Below are 22,238 nucleotides of genomic sequence, written 5' to 3' on the forward strand. Positions count from 1 at the left end.
GATCTCTGGATATTGGGAAGCCAAAATCCCCATCTTTCTTTTCATTCAGTTACATTTCCTCTATCACTGAACGTTCTTCTACCACCATACCATCTTTCACCACATAAACGTACAACATATCCACCACATCGTGTAAGTCTTCCAATTCCTGATCACTCAACATATAATCAGGATCTGAAGTAAGTAATATATACCTTTCTTCCCCATTAAACCTTTCACTAGAAAAGTCTATCAATCCTAAATTGTCATATTGTTTTACATTTAACCGACCATTTGCTTTTTCATATTGAATGATTGTCTCATAATAATCTGACGCAAGCACCCGATGACTATGTCCAAGGGAGTCCACTTCTAATGAGATCACTTTCTTTGGTGGCTTCATTGATACGTTTTTTTGACGGTTAATTAAATTTAAACGTTCCTCTTTCTTTTGATCGAGGTCAATTAATTTAGCGTTCATCTGATTAATAAGAGCACTGTTTTTATTGTCAGTATTTTCTTGTTGGTAAGTCTCAAGCTTATCTAATGTATCCCTATATTGCTGATTAAATGACTTTTCTAGAAATGTATGCATTTTATTTAATTGCTTTTGCCTACTTGATAATACCTCTTGTCTTACTGATATCGACTGTTTCATGATTTCACTGCCACTTTGATTAGCAATGGTATTTTCAACCTTTAAATCTTCTTGTGCAAATTCATATAGGAAAATCCAATTCGGGTTTAATGTTAAAATGTCTCCGGATTCACGCTTGGCCAAATGTACAAAGCGTCTTTCTAGCTCCTTACCTGTTCCATCCGTAATCGTAATTTCATAAATTTCCACATGTAGTTTTTCCGGTACATTAGCTGAGACAATATAATGCTGCCAGGATCTACCTTCTACTTCTTTTTTCATTAACTGAAGTCCAACATGGAATAACGGGTGTATATCTGTTATTAATGGTACATCCTCTGATTCAGTGTTTACTGAGTTGGTAAAACGATAGCTTTGTATTTGTTCGTCGCGTGAATCAGGCATATTGTCACGAATAAACTTAGGCAATCGCTCAATTCGCATGATTTTTTCATCTTTAGACTTTTGTATTCGTACACGTTTCTTTCCTAGCACATAGGAGGTGAAATCGGCATAAAAGCGTTTTGGGATACGTTCTACAAACCATTCATTTGTTTGTCGTTTTAACTGTGGCAAATCAATCTCTTCTTCTGTCAGACGCTCTTCCTCAACTAAGTTTAGTAACCTTTCGTTCTCATCTGATAACGTCTTATCCATGTTAGCGATAACTTCTTCAAGTTTTTCACGATTTACAACAGCCTCTTGCATTAAATTAGCCAAACTATCATATTGATCTTCTAGCACCTCACCAATAAAATCATACACTAAGTCAGATCCTAAATCTGTTCTCATTTTCTCCATCTTCTCCAGCAAACGAACCATTACACTACCTTCGCGTGTGTTTTTGGCTACTAAATTAAAGATGAATACTTCATTTTTTTGGCCTATTCGGTGGATTCTACCCATTCGCTGCTCAAGCCTATTTGGGTTCCATGGTATATCATAGTTAATCATTTGATTACAGAATTGTAAGTTTATTGATTCACCACCAGCATCTGTAGCCAACATAATCTGACACTCACTTCGAAACATCTCCACTTGCTGACGACGCTTATTCATTGGGAATCCACCGATGATTTTGGCCACTTTTGGAACTCGTTTTAATAATTGTTCTTCTAAATAATTTAGAGTGTCTACTGATTCAGTAAAAATAATAATCTTTTCATCTTGTTGTAATAGTAATCCGTCTTCACCAAATAGTGTTTCTTCTAATTCTTCATATTTTTTCTCGATTGTATAAAGTTTAATGTGCTCTATTTGTTTAATAAGCCCCTTAATCGCTAGAATTTCTTTTTTCAATTCATTCATATCAATAACATCAGTAGACTGCACTAACTGAGCATCCAATTTTTCTTGTTGTTCATTGCTCTCTTCTAAATAATCATCCGTATCTAACTTCTTCACTTTATTAACATATTTTTTTCGTTCTTTCTCTGTTTGTTTATATAATTTAACTAAACGTTTATACCTTCTGCGCAGAGATAAATAAATCGCTTCAATCGAAGAGCTTAGTCTTCTTTGTAACAACATCATCGCAAATGCTGTACTTTGACTACCATTGTTAATCGCTCGATTAAAGTAATGACGTACGTACTCTGTAACAGCGTCGTACAATTCTAATTCCTCATCTGTGAGCTGGAATTGGATGGTCTTTGATGTACGTTTAGGGAAAATTGGCGTACCATCAAAATTGCTAAGATTTTCTTTTAGGCGCCGAATAATAAAAGGGTTTGCTTTTTCATAAATACTTTCATTTATTGCCGTATTTGAGAAAACGTCTTCATCAATTAACTTCATCAAATGGCGGAAGTTTTCCGTATCCCCTTTATGTGGAGTTGCTGTTAGTAATAAGCAATGTTCAGCCTTCCTTAAGATTGATTCACCTAACTGATAAAGCTTGGTACGAAATACTTTCTTAGCCGTTCCTTGTGTGTATGCAGCCATCTTATGTGCTTCATCAATGATAACTAGGTCAAAATCAGATTCTTGTATTAATGCTTTGACATCATCTCGTATAGCCCAGTACATTGAAGCAAGACAATAGGCATTTGCTGTAAATGGACTTTTGCCACCATATTCCTTAACCACATTCCGATTTATGATATGAAAATGCAAACCGAACTTTTGATCTAATTCTTCTTGCCACTGTTTAAGTACCAGTGGTGGAACAAGTATCAGAATTCGATTGGCCATTAGACGTGCCTGCAGCTCTTTCATAAGCATCCCAGCCATGATTGTTTTACCGGCACCAGGATCATCTGCCAGTAAAAATCTTGTTTGTGGTACTTGGAGCATTCTTCCATATACTGCTTCGATTTGGTGTGGCAAAGGTATTACATTTTGATTTCCCAATGCTTTTGTATGAGAAAATTTCGCTTCATTTTTTAGTAATAAGTATTGAACATATTTCTGTACATCCTCAGCCCGGATACCGGATTCCTTTTTATTATTGATCTGTTGGAATTCATTTATTTCTTTACTTTCCACCATCACTTCATAAAATTTACTTGATTCTTGACCAATCGCTTCAATAATGTAGAAGTCTTCTGCTACTGATTCACACTTTTTTATTTCAACAGCTTCTGGAAAATATGTACCCGAAACAATATCCCCGTTAGCTAACATACCTGTCACCTCCATCGTAAAAGGCCTTATTCAGGGTTGAATAAGGCTTTTAGATTGTATTTTTCTCAATTACTAAATCCTTAACACCTTGACGATGGAAAGAAAGTGCTTCATAATCCTGTAACCCTAATACATCCAATTCATAATTGAACGGAAAAAATAAAGGGTGATGATGAATAAATTCAACTTGGAGTGAGTTGCTATCCAATAATTTTAATAAAACCTGAGCAATGAATGCATGTATAAAAGGATGCGTGATAGATAGCTTTTCATTTGCCTTATAGGTACGTTTTCCAATTGCTTGAATCATTTCCCAGGACTTCATACTCGTTAAGACTGCACTCGTTGCTACTTCTACACGACGACGATCTCCATACGACTCTTTCATTCGTTTCCCAATCGCTGTACTCGTAACTTCATCTTGTAATTGAAAAAGACGACCAAATTCATTGGCAACATCCTTAAAAAATGGATAGGCAACCATGGTTAGCCCCCAATGAACACATGTTCGCTCTTCTTTTGTTAATTGGCTATACTGGTCAAGAATTTGATCACGGACTGGTAACAAGTCATTATCAACTAAATACCAAATTTTCATTAACATCGTAATGGCATTCTTTCGGGATTTAGCACCAGCTATATCGTCTCGTAAATAGCCATCCAAGATTGTATACATTTCTTTACGTGTGTACTTTTGGGTTTGATTTGCTGTGAAATCTAAATGCTTTAACAACACTTTTTGATCAAATCCGACTGGTTTACTCACCCAATCCACTTCCTTTATTTTTTTGTACTTTAACAAAAGGAACAATCACTTCTTCGATACTAATACCACCATGTGTAACAATTGAATGATTTTTAGGAACAAAGGCTTGACCATATTCTGCAAGTAATGCATTATAATTCTCTGGTAATCCAACACTTGGCCATTTAACTCCAGAAAACTTAGATGCTGCATCCTCATAGAGTGTGGTATCGCTATAAACCCGTACCCGTTCTCCTTTTTGATCAACAAGTACGCCTTCTGAAATGCGCCCGATCCCAATTGCATTTGTATTCCCATGGTCTGAGGTCAGATAGACGGTATAACCATTGGCCATTAAATCGTTAAGGAGATTCACGAGATAGTTTGTTTTTAACCATAACTTAAGATCAGAGGTAATACTTTTCTCCCCTAACACAGCATGGTGAGTAAATTGATCAATCACATCAATGACTGCCCCATATACCTTTGTCGACCTTCTAGCTAAAGCCTTTATATTTTGCCGGTCATATTTCTCTTTTCCTAAACTTTTCTGGTAGGCAACATACTGTTTTAAAACACCTTGATTTTCCCAGAAGGACTTCCATAGTTTTTCTTCTGATGTGGTTGTATGAATGGTTTGACTAAATGTTAATGGGATATTCCCAGAAAATATGGCTTGTCTTGATACAGAAGTTAATGTTGGAATCCATGCAAATACTTGTTGTTCGTCAAACAAAAATTGATATTCTCTTAAGTACTTTTGTACCATTTTCCATTGCGAAAAATTCATGCCATCAAGAACTAATAGTGCTACTTTTTCATTATTCTTTCTCTCTTTATCAATTACATGTGGTATATGATGCACAAGCTTTGGTTTTGGATACGGTGGCAAACTTGTTAATGTATGAAACTGTGTGGTCATCCATTTCATAAACTTTTCATTGACAGCTTTCATCAGGTTGTCAGTATCCATTTTATGGTTGTCATTCAAAATGGCAGTTAACTTAAATTCCCCAATTAAGCCGATTATTTCTAACCAATCTTTATAAAGAGTAGCATTTTGCAACGATTCAACAATTTTCTCCCTTAAATGGGTCAATTTAATCTCTTTGTCTTCTTCATTTACATTCTCTTCAATTCCGAAGCGCATCCAAGTAGGAATAAATTCCACTGATGATGCTTCTACCTTGGCGAGAAAACCTTCCATAAATAAATCATTCATCAATCGCCTTACATCCCCGTTCAATAACGGGTGGCTTTGATAAACTTCTGTTGGATCATTAATTTGTGTCTGTTGAACTTGTATGAATTCTTCAACGAACTCAGCCCATTTTTGTTCCATAAAGTGATAAAAATGAGTTTGGGATGAAATGATTTCTTCCAATGGAATCTTTTGAAAAGCAGAAATCTGCTCCCATTCATGAACAAGGAGGTCTTGTACTACCTTTGGTAAATCAATGTTATTATAATGAATTGATAACAAAGACTTGTATAAATCCACCTCTGAGTCCATCACATCATATGGGATTTTATATAGGTGTTTAATGATATATTCCAATGTTTCTTGGTCTGAAGATGAGCCTGTATACTGTTTATGAACAGTATACAGGGCATCAAAATCATCCCGATTTATTTGTCGAATAATTTGTGCGGAAAACTTTGGAAAAATATACTGTAAATCCATTTCTATCTCTAATGCTTGTTTTTGAAATTCATAAGGAAATACAATATCCTCATTCGTATAGATAACAAGCTGCGGTGAAGAGGAACCCAAACGATATTGTTGCTCATACAAGTAGCGAAACGTCACACTATCTTCAAACCGAATGATATCAAAACCACGATTTCCAAGTTCCCGCAATATAAACTCATCAGTTAGTAAATAATCGAGATCATGGACCAAAATCAATTTGGTTTGTTGATATTGAATTTTCCCAATAATCGCATCCCGCCATCCGAGCATGTCATCACCTTCTACAATCCTAGACGTATACAAGCATTATCAAGATACATGAGCAACTTATCGTCCTCTTGAATGATTTTCTCAGGCAGACGTTCTCCTATTTTCACAATCTTTTCAAAATCCTTATCACTGTATGCCTTTTTGAATCCAGCACGGACAGCTTCTGTACGGAATTGTTTCAATTTCTTTTTATTTCCTTCTAGTTGTTCAAGGTAACTTTCAAACTCGCGTAATAGTGATTTTTCACGTAATTTTTCTAAATCGGCTTGCTTGGTTGCATCAGGCACATACCAACGATTTTTGGCTTTTTCAACCACCTTTGGATCATTTGACTCTAAATCTCTTAAATCCTTATAATTTCTCCGAAAATAAGCCATAATTTGGTCTGGTACAGAGCCATCTCCCTCATAAAGCAAGAAATTCTGATACAACAGATCATCTAATTCAGGTAACAATTCATGTTTCGCAATATGTTGAATTTCCTTCATGAAGTTCGGATGAATATCTTGACGCGTTTGTGGCTTTTTCATTAATTGTTGACGAATCCATTCAATGGCACTACTTTCATCAGAAACAAATAGACTTAGTTGGGAAAATTCCTTTACCAATGTGCGCTTTTTATCATATTCAGCAACTTGATTTTCTAAGAAGGCCATGCCATCACGCATTGGAAAACGCTGTGAAATACCCTCTTGAAACTCTGATGAAGATAAAGGTACCGGTAAGCCATTTTGGACATGGTATGCTATCATTCTATCAAAAAGAATTCTTGGAGTGCGTTCAGAAATAAATTCAGCTTCACCATGTTTTCCTATAAATATTGGTAATTGTTCTAAATGTTGAACTACAAATGTCCACGCCGAATCTTCTGTATTTCTTTGTTCCTTTATTTTAAATATATCTTCTTTTTTCGGTTTATAGGCAGAGATTACTAAGTCCTGTTTAACCGCGGTGGTAGTTGTTACAGCCTTAAAGCTACCTAATTGTTTATCTAACGCAGAAACATTAGCAATCACAAAACCAGATTTTTGTATTGCTTCCTGAATAGCATTCCAAACACTAGCTTTAGAATTACTAAACTCAACTGTTATCCATCTCCCTGGTTTAAGAACTCTATAATATTCCTTAAAACTTTTCTCCATCAAATCTTGATAAGAGCCTAAATTTTTATTTTGACTTTTATTAATAATCGCTTCTGAACCATTATTTGTTTTAACATTTAACCAAGATTCCCAAAGAAAACTTAATTCAGAATACATAATGTTTGCACCGAATGGTGGATCTGTAAAAACATAATCAATTGAATCATCATCAAGTAATATGTTGGTTTGAGAACTAGTCCCCACTACGACATTTTTCTGACCAACAAAAAAAGCTTTTTCAAACCTCTTTAATTTATTTTTATACGCGTCCAGTACATTGGGTTCAGAATTTTGAGAACCTATGTACAAAGTACCACTTAATGGATTATAAGGAAAAGAAACTCCTGGTCTAAAGCGATTTAATTTTGAAAGATTTATGAGATGACTTGTAAATAGCAGTAGTAGAGCATCACGATGCTTACTCTGATCAATTCTATACTTCAAATAAGATAGTGTGTACAAATTTCTTTTAGTGTAGAAATGATGGACATGAGTAATCCCTGTTCGGTCATTTCTTCTTGCTTCATCCCCTTTTGGCATTCTATCAATAGGAAATTTATAGGGAATATCAAAATTATCTACCTTATTTAGAACTTTATAATCTTCGGAATCTAATTTTTTAAAATATTCCTTCTTGCTATAAGTATAATTGATAAGAACAGGAACTTCTTTAACTTGTTCTACATTCCAATCTAACTTTTTATCATAGTTTACTTCCCATGATTTTTCTAAACTTTTCTTATTCAACTTAACTCCACAATGTACACAATTAAATTCTTTATGTACTTTTCCTTTTTCATAATCAACAGCAATATCAAAAAAAACTAACTCTTCGGTACAATTTGGACAATTATATACTTGGCTCCAAACCATGTAATTAATCTTTCCTAGATCACCATTACTATGTTTTGTTTCATACATCCATCCACACTTTTTTTCTACATCATTTATTATTTCGTTTGCTTCTTGATAGAAACTGTTAACTAAAATCGGAGTATTATAATTTTTAGCTATAAATGTTGCAATGGGAGATAAATCGGATAGAATTGTTTTACGAAATCCAAGTTTAGAAAATGTGTTACCATTTTTGTCTTTTATATCTCCTTCTGAATTAATACTATATTCTAATTCCTTAACCTTTTTTTCATCCCCACATATGTTACCTGCGACTCCCGTCATTCCTGTACCCGAAAATCCATCCAACACCACGTCTCCAGGTTTGGTATAATGAAGTAAATACTTAACGATTGCTTTTGGAGGCACTTTAGTATGATAAGTGTGAGCACTATAGATAGGATCTCCTTTTCCCTCGCTTATATCTGTTGTAAATGGTTCACGATGGTATTGTTCATTTGAGGAACTAGTGTTTATCCTAGTTTTTTCTCTTTCCCATTCCCCAATAAAATCATTAATCCAAGGATTAGGGCAAGCCGTATAATATGGCGGATCCGACAAAGCAATAATATCTTCATCTTCACCAATAGGAAATCCTTCTATCTCCTTCAATTCCGGCAATTTCTTTTTTAATTCATCCCGAAAATATTCTCGTCGCTCATCATCATTTTCAAAAGTCATACCTAAGCAGACAACGGGTTGGTTGTCTGCATTAGATATTTCTTCTTCAAATGAAAATTGTTCATTTTCATTTGTCATAGTATGTTCCTCCTATTTTTTAACGGTTACCCGTACACGATCTTGGTCATTGTTACCTACCAGTGCTCGTAGTAACTTGTCTACATTTTCTCGTGCTTCTTTTACGGTAATTGGATTTCCATCACCGAACATTTTCTTCACCTGTTCTAGCTCTACTTGTTCTTGGTGTATACCTTTAAGCACTTTGTTAATAGCGTTAATAAGATTGATTGGTATTGGTAAAGTGAACGCTTGCTTATCCACAAAGTCATTAATTAATTGTTTCTCTTTTTCTTCCAGCAAATCAATACTTTCTTTGACAACAGGATCATTAAAGTTCGTTAATAATGTTTCTGTCCACGTGTCTAATAGCCCTTGTAATTCCTCTTCCAGTTCAGATAATGATGGCTTTTGCTTTAATTGTTCTTCTCTTGGGTTAAAGTGGCACTCCTGGCATTCTGGTGAATGCTGCAATTTATCAGTCGTTAGATGGTAACAAACGCGTAACGTCCCCATTTTATCTTGCCAATCCTTATAAACTTCATGGGGTAATAAGTCAATTCTTGAAGCTAATAAGTTTAAGGCATCAAAACGTTCATCTTGTAATAATTGGGATTTCTTTTTACTTTCCGTTGCATTTAAGCGCATTTGTTGATGTAAGGACAAGTAATAATCGATATAGACCTTTTTCAGTCGTTCTAACTCTTGGATCTCACTTATACAACCTTCGTCATTCTTTAAAGCGAGACTTAGATTATCCAATGCGACACTTACTCCATCAACCCAGTCTTTGCTTGGGGAAACGACAAATTTTGCTTTGACAAGATAGTCGGCTACTTTTGTAAATTCATTAATTTTCTTTTGCAGATTTTCTAAGGTGTCTAAAAGCTGTAAATTTTCCCTTTCTTGATGAATACGATCGATATCAAATTTCAAATTCATCATTTTTGCACGCGTATTATATACTTGCAGTCCTTGTAAGAAATCATTCAAGCTAGAAAGTTTTTCTTCTTTTTCTTTAATTTGTTCTGCTGTGAACAGTGGACCATCCCACACTTGGAATTTCGTTCTTAAATTAGCCATCATCTCAACAGTACGATTTGTTGCTTTCTTGGCACCAGCAACAATTTGTTTAATGGCAAAATCAACCTTTTCTTGATTTGAAAAGTCAATTTTTATGGAATCAAACAAATCCATTAAAGCTTGTACTTCTTTTACAGGCAATCCAGTTGGCTTTTTGATATGACTAAAATACGTTATATCCTGAATAGGTAGTCGAACAAATTCATTAAAATTCATTGCCTCATACTGCGTGCCATCAATCGTGACAACAATTTTACCATCCTGAATAAGCGCACCAAGAATGACAACAAGTAATTCAGGCTCCATGGCAAACTTTTGCGTTCGTCGTTGATCTGGTGTCCCTTGAGAAGTGTTAATCACTTCAATTAATTCATTCTGATTCAATACTTGGCCGTTTTCCTTGCTATCAAGCAAACCAGTAACCCATTTCGCGTATCCCGAATTTTTAGTTGTTGGATTCCCTTGTTGATCAACTAGAAGTAACCCATCAAGAACCGCTTTTCCTTGATTCGTCATCTTACCATTCAAATAATTCAGCGCGTCTTTTACATACGTATCTATATTCTTTCTGGTTAAAAAGGAGCTATCTAGCTTGCGGAAAGAAGGATATTCGTCATATTTCACTTCAAACCATTGTGATAGTAAATCCTGGGCGACGGAATCTACCAGCTCAACTAATGTATCAGGGTTGCTTGGTAAAAACATTCCGTGCTCCAAGACACCCGCTTTTTTTCCTTTATATACAATTTCATACGCATCAACGAAATTTTCTTTAATCCATTTGACAAGTTTCTTTTTATATTCCTCCATTTTAGGTTTATATAGCTGTTTATTAGTGGTTGTGTCACCATACATCTCTCCTGCTCCACCATATAAACGCAACAATTGAATGAAATAATCATTCTTTTTCTCGAGACGGAAAAATACTTCATCTTCTTTTTGTTCATCTTTAAACTTTGGCTCTACAAATGGTTGAAGCATATAAATATAGAAATCTCTTTCTGGCTGCGCAGTTGACCGCTCATTCGGCGCGCCAAAGAAAAGATATCCTTCACGTTTTACACGCCGATCCATCCATGGAATTTCATGAAGCCAAATTTTGTATCCAAACACATAAGCAGATGTTTCAGAAACTTCTGTTGCTTGTTTCAATACTTCGAAGTAATAGCTATCTAATTGATGGTCCGATAAACCTTCTCCACGTTTCTGGATTAATTCATCGACAGGAATGGATTCATCTATATTGATGTAATATTGGCCATTATCATTATTTAAAGAAATAAATTGAAAGCTTGCTGCATTTCGTAAGTCTTTCATTGCCGCTTCGATTGTTGTTTGTAAAAATTCTGCTGCATCGTCTTCAAAATCAAGCAATGTTGGTAGACTCAAGAAAAGTTTGTCTCGAAGTGTGTCAGAATTTAATCCAATTGGAGTCTTTAAATCCTCGGTTGTTAAACGAAACACTGCCAAAGCATTCACCATTTGTGTGGCAATTGATTTATACTGACGCTTCACACTGGATTGAATCGTCCCTTTTAAGGTATCCACTTTATCCATTATCACTTTTACCCGATCATCTGAACGTAGAGAAGAATCCTCTTCAATGTATGTCCAATATCGATCAAATGAGATCAATCCCGTTGCATCCTCTGGTACTTCTTCAGAGAGCAACTTATTAATTTCACCTGTAATTGTCGAGAGTGCGACTCGTTTTTCACCAATGTGTACTCTTTCAAATATTTCTAAATAAGCGGGATGAATCGGAAACAGATTCACATATGTCTCCATGTCCTCCGATAGTCCACTGTATAGCTTCTTAAATTTACTTAAATGCTCACGGATTAGTGCCTTTTGTTCCTCGTTTTTCTTTAATAGACGTTCAGAAACAACAAAAGCAATATCTTCGTGAACAATGCGTGTCTCTTTAAAACGCTCTTTTACACGGCGTAAAGAATCGGCTACGAAATTAAACCTTTGATTTTCAAACAACATTTCCTGTACACCAGAAACAAAGCGAAAACGGGTGGTATTACATACTTCCCCAATTTCACGTAAAAAGCCCAAATCAAGCGTTAACTCCTGTTCATTTCTTCCACGTAAATAGTCAAGAAGCTCATCTATAACAAGCAATAGACCTTTGTCCGGATATTGCCCATGAAATAATTCCATCATTTCAAACAGCATGTCTTTATTATTTGTGACTTGATCAGCTGGCGGAAAAGTGTATTCAATGCCCATATCCGCCAACCCTTGTTCCAGTTGACGACAAATTATTTCACGTAATGGCATAGTCACGGCACCGAATTCCGCACGAATCACTTTGAATTTACCTTCTATTTCTTTTGCTTTTTCAGCGACCTGCTCGTGACGCAAATGTTCACTAGCACCAGGCTGTTCGGCGATTGTAGAAACCACACTCATTAAATGTGATTTACCAGAGCCATAATTTCCGACAATAAGCAGTCCTTTGTTATCGACCATGCGATCAAATTGAAGATTTTCCATTATATCATTTATCAATTTCTCTGCCATATTGTCTGAAATCACATACGTGTTTAATAGTGAAATTGCGCGCTCTTTATCATCTGCTTCCCGTAACTTAACAACGGACTCAACGGGATCAAACGAGATTAATTCATCGTAACGTAACATGTCTCTTCCCCCATTTCTTTTATTTTAGAAACACTTTCCCTTCCAATTCATGACAAGTAAAGTACTCAGGATGACCATATTCTGCATAAACCAACCGACTATCTTCATATTTTCCTGGCCACTCCACAACAAGCTTATAATTCTTACTGATATTTTCTAATAAACGAATGGGATGTACCTGTAGTACGGGATCAAAAAGGATGTCAATATGCTGGAGTAAGTATGTTTCATTTGTGTTAACAATCACATTCTGAAGTATGTCTTCCACATGTAATGGATAATTTTTTTGCGATATATGAATCAATTCCTGACTTAACACAAGATTCACGTTTATCTTCTCAAAACTATCGGTGATTGGTATATTTGAATTAAATTGGTTGTTTCTATTACATAAAAAAATTAATTTGTGCCACCATTTTCCCATTTGTTGAACTTCATTTTTTAGACTATGTGCATTCAATAGCAACATCCTTCTCATTTTTGCTATACTTCATTTTCTGATCAATTCATCACTTAAAAATTAAATTTTTGGTTATTCTTTTCCTCTATTTTTAAAAAATACAATGCTACCTTAATAATATTACAATTGAATACATACTACAAATCAGAGACGGTTCTAACCGCCTCTGATTCCCAACTCACTTTAAACAAAAAAATCCAACGTGTCTCCTGGGTTAATGTTCAACAGTAGGCGATGGTCTAATAATTGATTTCCCCACTCACAGTAGGTCTCTGAAACGTACGAACAAGAATGGCATGCCGCACCATACACCCCAAAACTACACCGGCTATTATTTAGTACTATTTTACCATTAACTTTAGAAGATTTTAAGGCTACAATTGCTTCCAATCAACCATAGATATTGTTAAAACAGAACTAATAGAAACCGTCCTCAAAGACAACTCCTTATATTATTTTACATCAAAACATGTACAAAAATATGTTCAGCTCTCAAATTATCGAGTATTGAAGAATCCGTGAATAGTTAACCACAACCGGAATTAGGATTTTATCAACCGGAAAAGCCAGTCAAAAGTTCTGTCTGGCTTTTCCTTCCTTTCTGAAAGAAAAAAGTGATACAAAAGGGGATACAATCGTGGAACCATTAGTACCTTGTGATTATACATAAGTGTAAATACCGTCCCATACATAGACACAGGGGAATTTCAAACGAAACTTGTACTTGCCTTATGATGAATAAGTTTCGAATCCTTCTTTAGATAATCATAAATATGAAACACATACCCCCTTGCCTACAGCAGCGGATTCTTAACCGTTGCTTGTCACCTGCTGTCGTATGTAATGTCCACTCATCCTGATTAATGCGCATTAATGCTAATACACTGCCTGGTAACACCTTTTATCGCCGCTATTCGATTGTATATATGAAGGGATTCATCATTATAATCGAATGTGACAAGGAAAACGTGTCATGAGGACAGATATATAACGGCTATACACCTTTTTGCCCACCCTACCACTTTCCAACAAATTTCTACACAAATAACGTTCATTCGTTGTTATAATAGTCAATAGTACCTAATAAGATAAAAGTGGTTTAAAAGGGGGTATACTTATGGAACCATCCGTAACTTGTGATTACGAATATGACGACAAGGTAAGTTTTGCCTTGCAGCAGAATCATGTTCCATTTATTAAGTATTTGTCCATTGAAAACATAAGTTCTGATAAACACGTAAACCTTGAAATTGAAATAACTTCTAATCCTTCTTTCTTTGAACCCAAAACGTTACATCTTGAAGAACTTGACCCCGGAGAAGTTATTAAATTCCATCCTGACATACAGCTATCAGCAGATTTTCTCAGTAATTTGGAAGAAAGCATGACTGGGCATTTTGGAATAAGAGTTAAATCTGGTGAGGATGAACTGTACCATATAAATTTACCAGTCGACATTCTATCCTTTGATTCCTGGCCAGGATCTACCGTACTTCCGGAGATCATCTCCAGTTTTATTACACCTAATCGACCGTTTGTGATGGAGATTATCAAACAAGCGTCCAACATCATGCAGAAAAACACGGATTCAAATGCAATGGATGGCTATCAGAGCGGCGATCCCAATCGTGTTATCGCGCAGCTGTCTGCTATTTTTTCGGCTATCCAGTCACAGAAAATCGCATATGCCAATCCACCCGCGAGCTTTGAAGCAAACGGACAGAAAATCCGCTTCCCTGACATGATAAAAGAACAGCAATTGGGAACCTGTCTTGATTTATCCCTATTATATGCTGCATGTGCAGAAGCAATCGGTATCCACCCTATTGTCGTATTTTTCCGGGATCATGCGTATCCTGCTTTCTGGCTGAACGATTTTGCATCAGCCGAAAGTTTTCAAGATGATAAAAGTCTGCTCACCAAAAATATGGCGGGTGGCATTAATGAGATTGTTGTTGTGGAATCCACTTTACTAACCAATGAAACAGCCAGTTTTAACAGTGCGGTGCATTCCGCGGAAAACACGTTGAACAAACCGAATTACTTCCAATTTTTCATTGATGTCCGCAGAAGCCGGATTGGTCAAATTAAACCACTATCACTGAAGACAGATGCCGGGACTAAGATTCAGGCTGCTGTTCAACCGGAAGAACCTGTCAGAATCAATGACAACTTTGATTTTGAGAAAGTGGAAGTTATCCCTGAAAACGAGGAATCACCGGGTGAATTAAATCAGCAGGAGAGTAAAATCAATTATTGGCAAAATAAGTTGATTGATATGAGCCTGCGTAATAATCTGTTAAACTATCGTATTCATACCCAGGGAATTCCGGTTGTCACGTCCGGTTTGGATCAGATTGAGGATATTCTGTCCATGGGTCAAAAAGTGTTTATACAGCCTCTGCCAAACGAGTGGCGGCATAAGGTCCGGGATTTCCGGGATCAAAAGGAACTTCTGACCAGCAACATATTGGCAGATGATATGAAGCATAACCGATTGCGTTCCATCCTGACAGAGACAAAATTGGAAAAGGAACTCGTTAAACTTTATCGGAAAGCCAAAAATACACTGGAAGAGACCGGTGCCAATTCGCTATTTATCGCGCTTGGATTTTTGAAATGGTATGATCCGAAGTCCTATTCCCAAGAACGCTTTGCACCAATCCTGCTTCTTCCTGTCGATCTGGTAAGGATGTCAGCGAAAAAAGGCTATTATATCAGGGCACGGGATGAAGAAATTCAAATCAATATCTCTCTTATTGAATACCTGAAGCAAACATTCGGGATTGATGCATCGCGATTATACAACATTCCAAAAGACGACTATGGTGCTGATGTAAGGAAAGTTCTGACCACAATGTGCAGGATTATTATGCAAATGAAGAATTGGGACGTTTACGAAAATGCCAGTATTGGTGTATTCTCCTTTTCCAAGTTTGTCATGTGGAATGACCTTGTGAATCATTCAGAGGAATTAAAAGAAAATAAAGTCGTGAAAAGCTTAATGGAAGGAACGTATACTGGGGAAAGTCAGGCTTCATTCACCGATTCGCTGACTACGGAAGAGGATGAAGAAGCAAAGATTTATGCGCCATTAAACTCAGACAGCACCCAAACAGAGGCGGTCCTGGCAACCGGTGAAGATCAAAGTTTTGTATTGCACGGTCCCCCTGGTTCAGGTAAGTCACAAACCATTACAAACATGATTTCACATGCATTGGCCACAGGAAAAAGCGTTCTGTTTGTTGCCGAAAAAATGGCTGCCTTAAGTGTCGTACAAAATCGGCTTGAATCGATTGGCCTGGCTGATTTTTGTCTGGAGGTTTACTCGAATAAAGGTCAGAAAAAAGATATCCTCAAACAATTGGAGACATCCTTTGAAGCACAGCGTAAAGTGAAAGGGACAAACTGGGATGAAAAGTTTGAGGAAATCAAGGCACTGAAGAAAGAGTTAAATCAATATGTCCATGAACTGCATCAGGCTACAACGCTTGGCCAGAGTATTTTTGACATGATTGAAACCTATTCAGACTTGACGGAGCCACAGACCATGATCGAATTTGAGCGAGATAAGGTCATGGAAGTCGATGAAGTGAAACTAAAACGCATCAAGCAGCTAATTGAAAACATTGCCGTTGTTGGAGAAACCTGTGGCAATGTAACTGATAATCCATGGATTGGCATCAAGCAAACAAATTATTCCCTGGGGCTGCAGGACACCATTAAAGCGGAATTAGAAGGCATTGCACCAGCCGCAGAAAAGCTTCATCAAATGGAAGATGATTTTCTTGAGCTTGGATTATCACATGACAGCCAAAACCACCAGTGGTACACATTTATTTATAAGCTAATCCCTTATCTGGATAACATGCCAGACGCCGATTTAAACCTTATCGGCAAAGAACATTTCGACCAGCTTCAATCGGAAATAGCCGAAGTGATTAGAGTTGGCAGACAGCATGATGAACAAGTGGGCAAGATGGAAGAACGCTTTGACAAGGCTATTTTTAAAATCAATGCTGAAACCCTGTTACAGGATTTAAGACTAGCCGAAAACAGCTGGTTTATGAAAGAAAAACTTGGTAAAGGGAAAATTAAAAAAGAACTGAAAAAATACCTGAAAACAAAGGATAAAATCGAAACGGATGAATTGGAATCCATTATTACCGGCATTCGGGATATACAGGAGAAACAAGAATTTCTGCAGCAACACGATGATCGCATGAATAACTATTTCCCTGTTTTATGGAATGATGGAGCCGGAATGTGGGACGAAATGGAAGAAGCCGTACAATGGATGGCAGACGTCCGATCAACCATCAACGAATTGCAGCCGTCCCGTGATACACTGGCAGCTATGGCACAAAATCTGCAGGAACATAAGCAGCAGCTGTCGACTTCTCAAATGAAACAGCAAATGAACGCTTATACAACGGGATATGAAGACATCATGAAACACTGGGAAACGGTTGAGAAGGAATTAGTTGCAGCGGATTTACATGAGCCTGAACAGCCGGATTGGGCAAACTACGTCAAAGATAAGGCTGCCTACTTGTTGGAAGCATTGCCACAGCTGAAGGATAACTGTAAGCTGGCTAGCGTTATCCAGGAGGCGGAATCATTTGGATTACACCATGTGACGAAACCATATTTGGCAGGAGAACTTGGCTATCATGAACTTCTTCTCGCCTATTTGTACGGATTTTACCGTATCCGGATCGATGAAGAAATCTCAAATAATGAACGTTTATCACAGTTTTCGAAAGCAAGCTTTGAGAATAAGCTCGACAACTTTTACAACCTTGATGATGAAATCAGTGAACTGACAAAAATTGAGGTATATGTGAAATTAATGGATCGTATTCCTGATTTGCTGAATAATGCCATTGAAAGTTCAGAACCCGGCATTCTGGCGAAGGCTATTAAAAGTAAAGGTAGAGGCATTGCCATTCGTCAGTTATTTGACAGGATTAAAAATCTGCTGCCGAAAATCAAACCTTGTATGCTGATGAGTCCATTGTCCGTTGCCCAATATCTTGATCCATCATTTCCAAAATTTGATCTAGTTATATTTGATGAAGCATCACAACTTCCAACCAGTGAAGCAATCGGAGCTATGGGACGAGGGAAAAACGTCATTGTTGTTGGTGATCCTAAACAATTGCCGCCAACGGATTTCTTTGGCACCAAACAGGAAGAGGATAATTTTGACCTGCAGGACCTGGAAAGTGTTCTGGACGATAGTCTTGCGATACGGCTGCCGCAAAAACACTTAAGGTGGCATTACCGGAGTGAACATGAAAGTCTCATTTCTTTTTCCAATAATCAATTTTATGAAAACAAACTCGTCACCTTCCCATCGATTGATGATATTCACTCACGGGTATCTTTCCGAAATGTGGGTGGTGTCTATGACCGTGGGAAAACGAAACAAAACAAAATGGAAGCAGAAGCTATCGTCGATGAAATTTTCACAAGACTGGCGGGCCCGGAAAAACAGCATGAAAGTATTGGTGTTGTGACATTCAGTCAGCCGCAGCAAACACTAATTGAAGATATGATTGATGAACGACTTAAACAGGACGCCTCTCTGGAGAAATATTTTACCGATGAAGTTCAGGAGCCTGTCTTTGTTAAAAACCTGGAAAATGTTCAGGGTGATGAACGGGATATTATTCTCTTTTCTGTTGGATACGGCCCTGATCAAACCGGAAACATGTACCTGAATTTCGGACCGTTGAATCGTGATGAAGGCTGGCGCCGTCTAAATGTGGCCGTTTCCCGTGCCAAAAAAGAAATGATGATTGTTGCATCCATGGAACCGGATCAAATTAACCTATCACGAACCAAAGCGGACGGCGTGCATAGTCTGAAAGCATTCATGGAATTTGCCAAAAAAGGAAATCTATCATTAAACATGGAAAGCCGAATAAATAGCAAAAAGGCAAATTCCAACGTCATCATTCCCAAAATACAGAAAGCACTGCAGAATCACGGTTATCAGGTGGAAACAAACGTCGGTAACAGTGCCTTCAAAGTTGATCTGGCAGTCGTTGATAAAAATAACAATGGACAATATTTAGCCGCCATTCAGCTGGATGGCCACCGATATGCGAGCCGCACCACAACGCGTGACCGCAATAAATTGGGTGACGTCATGCTTAGCAGATTAGGCTGGCATATTATTAAAGTCTGGTCAGTGGAATGGTGGCACAACGAGGAAAAACAAATGGAGGAATTGTTAGCCCGGCTTGAAGCAATCGAAAAGCAAATGGTGGCAGATAGCAAGCCGGAAGCGCCGCCCGAAAAAGAAGAGGAATCCATTCGTGCTAAAATTGATGAGCTCGCCATACCTGAAGAAGCGAAACAGGAAGAAACCCTTTATGAACCGGCTGTGCTGGAAGAGGTTGATTTGCCAACTGATGACTTCTACTCGTACGAAGGCACACCAATCATCCGGGAACAAATCAAGCAAGTTATCAATCAAGAAGCACCGGTCAGCTTTTCCAGATTAACCAAATTAATTATCAATGCCTGGGGATTCTCAAGAAGTGGTACCAAGCTGGAAAGAGTCATCCAAAACACCCTAACCAATTCGGGATCTTACGAAACAACGGAAGAAAAAGGGAAATTTATTTGGGTAGATGAAGAGCAATTCAAAACCTACCGTGACTTTCGAGTGACGAAACACGAGCGCAGAGCATTGCAGGATATCAGTAAGATCGAATATGCTAATGGCGTACACAACATAATGAAAGCGGCACTTCGCCTGCCAAAAGCCGATTTGGTACGCGAAATATCCAAACAGCTCGGATTCAGCCGCACCAGCAATAATACAGAGAAGTACGTCCAGGAAGCTATTGATCTAAACGTTGATAAAGGATGGCTTACAGAAGACGATGAAGGAAATATTGAACTAAAGGAATAACAGATTGAAGGAGCCTTAAACAGTGTGTTTAGGGCTCTTTTTTGTTTTACTATTCCAAGCAAAATTGGCGCAAGTCCTATTTTCATACTTGGAACAACCACCCTGTTCAAAGCGTGCTCAAGACCTTTTCGGCCGTTCCAACCGCTTCTTTTGGTCGTGAGAAGCCTTCTCGAAACCTTTTCAGCCGTTCCAACTGCTCCTTTTGGTCGTGAGAAGCCTTCTCGAAACCTTTTCAGCCGTTCCAACCGCCCCTTTTGGTCGTGAGAAGCCTTCTCGAAACCTTTTCGGCCGTTCGAACCGCTCCTTTTGGTCGTGAGAAGCCTTCTCGAAACCTTTTCGACCGTTCGAACCGCTCCTTTTGGTCGTGGGAAGCCTTCTCGAAACCTTTTCGGCTGTTCGAACCGCTCCTTTTGGTCGTGAGAAGCTCGTACTGTCGTACACATCACCCCCTTTCACTAAAAAAGGAGTGAGCCACCACCCATTTTCATCATGTTTCCTTATAAACGCTTTCTTATATTGTTCCTCCCCAATTAATCAAGACACTAATGACTAAAGCAATCCAAGATATACAGAGTGCTATAATGACAAATGGAAAAATGTACCGAAGCCACCTTCCATAAGGAACCTTACATAATCCAAGCATTGCCATTAACCCACCTAATGTAGGGGAAAATATGTTAGTAAGACCGTCACCAATTTGGAATGCCAAGATTGTCGATTGCCGTGTAATGTCTAACATATCACCAACGGGTATCATAATTGGCAACGTAACTAATGCCTGGCCACTGCCACTTGGAATGAAAATATTAATAATCGACTGGGATATGGTCATGAATACAGCAGCCAACGTGGTTGGTAAATACTCCAGTACGGAGAATAGACCATGAGCAACGGTATCACTGATATTTCCCTTGTTCAACACCACTTGTGTCGCCATTGCAACACCAATCAGAATAGCTGCTAATGCACTAGGTTTAAGCGCTTCTGAAAACACATTAGCGATTTGACTGGAATTCATTCTCGCAATAATCCCACTGACAATGCCTATCATGAGAAATATCGCAGCAACTTCATTAATATACCAGCCTTTTGCAAAAACGCCAAAAAGCATAATCGTAATCCCTGTAATAAGCACAAGTAACATCGCAATATCCTGTTTGCTCATCTTATACGAGTCAAGGGGTTTACTAAGCTGCATGTCCCGGACATCGACGTCATTAGCAAGACCTTTCTCCCGGTCCTTTAATATCTTTTTAAAATATCGGACATTATAATAAGCTAATACAGATAAAGTGAGAACCACTAAAATACTTCTAAAAAGCCACCCTGAAAAAAGTTGCATTTCCGCTAGCTTATGCCCTACACCTACCGTATAAGGATTGAACGGAGAAAGACCAAATCCTACAAGCACGCCGCCTATTCCAATACCCGCTCCGAGCATTGCATCTCCACCAATGGCGACACTTAATAAAACAGCAATTGGAATAAGGGCAATATTATTTTCAAGTCCGATGAATATTCCGAAAAGGCCGTAAACAAAAGTCATAATAACAACAATAAGGAATCGCCTTTGAATTCCAATTTTACGAACGAATGTCCCAATTGTATTTTCAAGCATTCCTGTTTTTTCCAGAAGTCCAAACATCATTGCCGCGGCAAATGTGATAAAGACGATGTCCGCCATTTCCTGGAATCCTTCAGGAATGGAAGTAAATAAGTCCATAATACCAACAGGACTGTTCTCTACATATTCAAACGATCCCGGAATGGTTCGGGTTTCGCCATCAACGGTTTCCCTTTCATACGATCCGGCCGGAATAATATACGTCAAAATAGCTGCAGCAACAACAATATAAAATAATAATGCCAATGGATGTGGAATGCGATCCAATAATTTTTTACTTTTCTTTTCATCCTTCATGTACATTCACCTCTTGTTGTAAGTATTGCTGGTATATCTATAGGGTTTGAAGTTTTGCTTTAATTCTTATGCTGTCATTGATTTCCTCCTTGTTGATTAGCTAATCTCATAAATTTATAGATAGATACAAAAATAGCCTCTTTCAATGGGAAAGAGGCTAAAAATCTATTCGCCTTATCTCCCAGAATAAAAAAACTATCCTGCAGGAATTGGCACCTTTCCTTCTAATAAGGAGGTTGCCGGACGTCAACGGGCCTGTCCCTCGGTCACTCTTGATAAGCATAAATTATAAAATTATAAGGTTACGTTAATGTTGAAATAATTATATAGTTGGGAGACTTTTTTGTCAACGGGTATAAAGCGATTTTTGTTGGGAGGTGTCGATTACAATCGAATGGATGGGTGTTTATAGTCCGGAAAAATCAGTAAATATTCTTTTCCCTACTTAGTAACATCCTGCATATTGATGGA

General features: G+C 37.7%; 8 protein-coding genes and 1 riboswitch. Of the genes, 1 reads left to right on the forward strand and 7 read right to left on the reverse strand.

What is annotated here, in order from left to right; all coding sequences use genetic code 11:
• Positions 1-49: 49 nt before the first annotated feature.
• Genes ACFSUO_RS01935 through brxF form a run of 6 tightly spaced genes read right to left on the reverse strand, consistent with a single transcriptional unit; the run spans position 50 to position 12,918 of the window.
• Complete coding sequence (locus ACFSUO_RS01935) at positions 50-3,241, reverse strand: DEAD/DEAH box helicase (protein WP_382390520.1); 3,192 nt, start codon at positions 3,239-3,241, stop codon at positions 50-52.
• A gap of 49 nt (positions 3,242-3,290) precedes the next feature.
• The gene (locus ACFSUO_RS01940; RefSeq protein ID WP_382390522.1) at positions 3,291-4,007 is read right to left on the reverse strand and encodes a hypothetical protein; all 717 of its coding nucleotides are present in this window, start codon (positions 4,005-4,007) and stop codon (positions 3,291-3,293) included.
• Entirely contained in the window at positions 4,000-5,949 is a 1,950-nt protein-coding gene (pglZ, locus tag ACFSUO_RS01945; RefSeq protein ID WP_382390524.1) for a BREX-3 system phosphatase PglZ, read from the reverse strand. Before pglZ ends, ACFSUO_RS01940 begins: the two co-directional genes overlap by 8 nt.
• A gap of 11 nt (positions 5,950-5,960) precedes the next feature.
• Positions 5,961-8,744 (reverse strand): DNA methyltransferase, encoded by a 2,784-nt coding sequence (locus tag ACFSUO_RS01950; protein ID WP_382390526.1) that lies wholly within the window; start codon positions 8,742-8,744, stop codon positions 5,961-5,963.
• 12 nt (positions 8,745-8,756) lie between these two features.
• On the reverse strand, positions 8,757-12,458 hold the full coding sequence (locus ACFSUO_RS01955) for a DUF6079 family protein (protein ID WP_382390528.1): 3,702 nt from the start codon (positions 12,456-12,458) through the stop codon (positions 8,757-8,759).
• 19 nt (positions 12,459-12,477) lie between these two features.
• Positions 12,478-12,918, reverse strand: a complete 441-nt coding sequence (gene brxF / locus ACFSUO_RS01960; protein ID WP_382390530.1) for a BREX-3 system P-loop-containing protein BrxF — start codon at positions 12,916-12,918, stop codon at positions 12,478-12,480.
• A gap of 1,117 nt (positions 12,919-14,035) precedes the next feature.
• On the opposite strand from brxF, the gene ACFSUO_RS01965 reads away from it, so the two are divergent.
• A complete protein-coding gene (locus tag ACFSUO_RS01965; protein WP_382390532.1) occupies positions 14,036-19,846 on the forward strand; it encodes a DUF3320 domain-containing protein in 5,811 nt (1,936 codons plus the stop codon).
• A 511-nt stretch (positions 19,847-20,357) separates the two neighbouring features.
• On the opposite strand, the gene ACFSUO_RS01970 is transcribed toward ACFSUO_RS01965, so the two are convergent.
• The gene (locus ACFSUO_RS01970; protein ID WP_382390534.1) at positions 20,358-21,767 is read right to left on the reverse strand and encodes a YfcC family protein; all 1,410 of its coding nucleotides are present in this window, start codon (positions 21,765-21,767) and stop codon (positions 20,358-20,360) included.
• A gap of 171 nt (positions 21,768-21,938) precedes the next feature.
• A riboswitch (SAM riboswitch) is annotated at positions 21,939-22,049 on the reverse strand.
• Positions 22,050-22,238 lie beyond the last annotated feature (189 nt).

Source organism: Lentibacillus juripiscarius (assembly GCF_042685205.1).
GTDB lineage: Bacteria > Bacillota > Bacilli > Bacillales > Amphibacillaceae > Lentibacillus > Lentibacillus juripiscarius.

What these genes read in the sequence shown, in the direction of transcription:
- ACFSUO_RS01935 (WP_382390520.1), bottom strand. Translation starts at nt 3,241, where the DNA reads ATGTTAGCTAACGGGGATATTGTTTCGGGTACATATTTTCCAGAAGCT.
- pglZ (WP_382390524.1), bottom strand. Translation starts at nt 5,949, where the DNA reads ATGCTCGGATGGCGGGATGCGATTATTGGGAAAATTCAATATCAACAA.
- ACFSUO_RS01950 (WP_382390526.1), bottom strand. Translation starts at nt 8,744, where the DNA reads ATGACAAATGAAAATGAACAATTTTCATTTGAAGAAGAAATATCTAAT.
- ACFSUO_RS01955 (WP_382390528.1), bottom strand. Translation starts at nt 12,458, where the DNA reads ATGTTACGTTACGATGAATTAATCTCGTTTGATCCCGTTGAGTCCGTT.
- ACFSUO_RS01965 (WP_382390532.1), top strand. Translation starts at nt 14,036, where the DNA reads ATGGAACCATCCGTAACTTGTGATTACGAATATGACGACAAGGTAAGT.
- ACFSUO_RS01970 (WP_382390534.1), bottom strand. Translation starts at nt 21,767, where the DNA reads ATGAAGGATGAAAAGAAAAGTAAAAAATTATTGGATCGCATTCCACAT.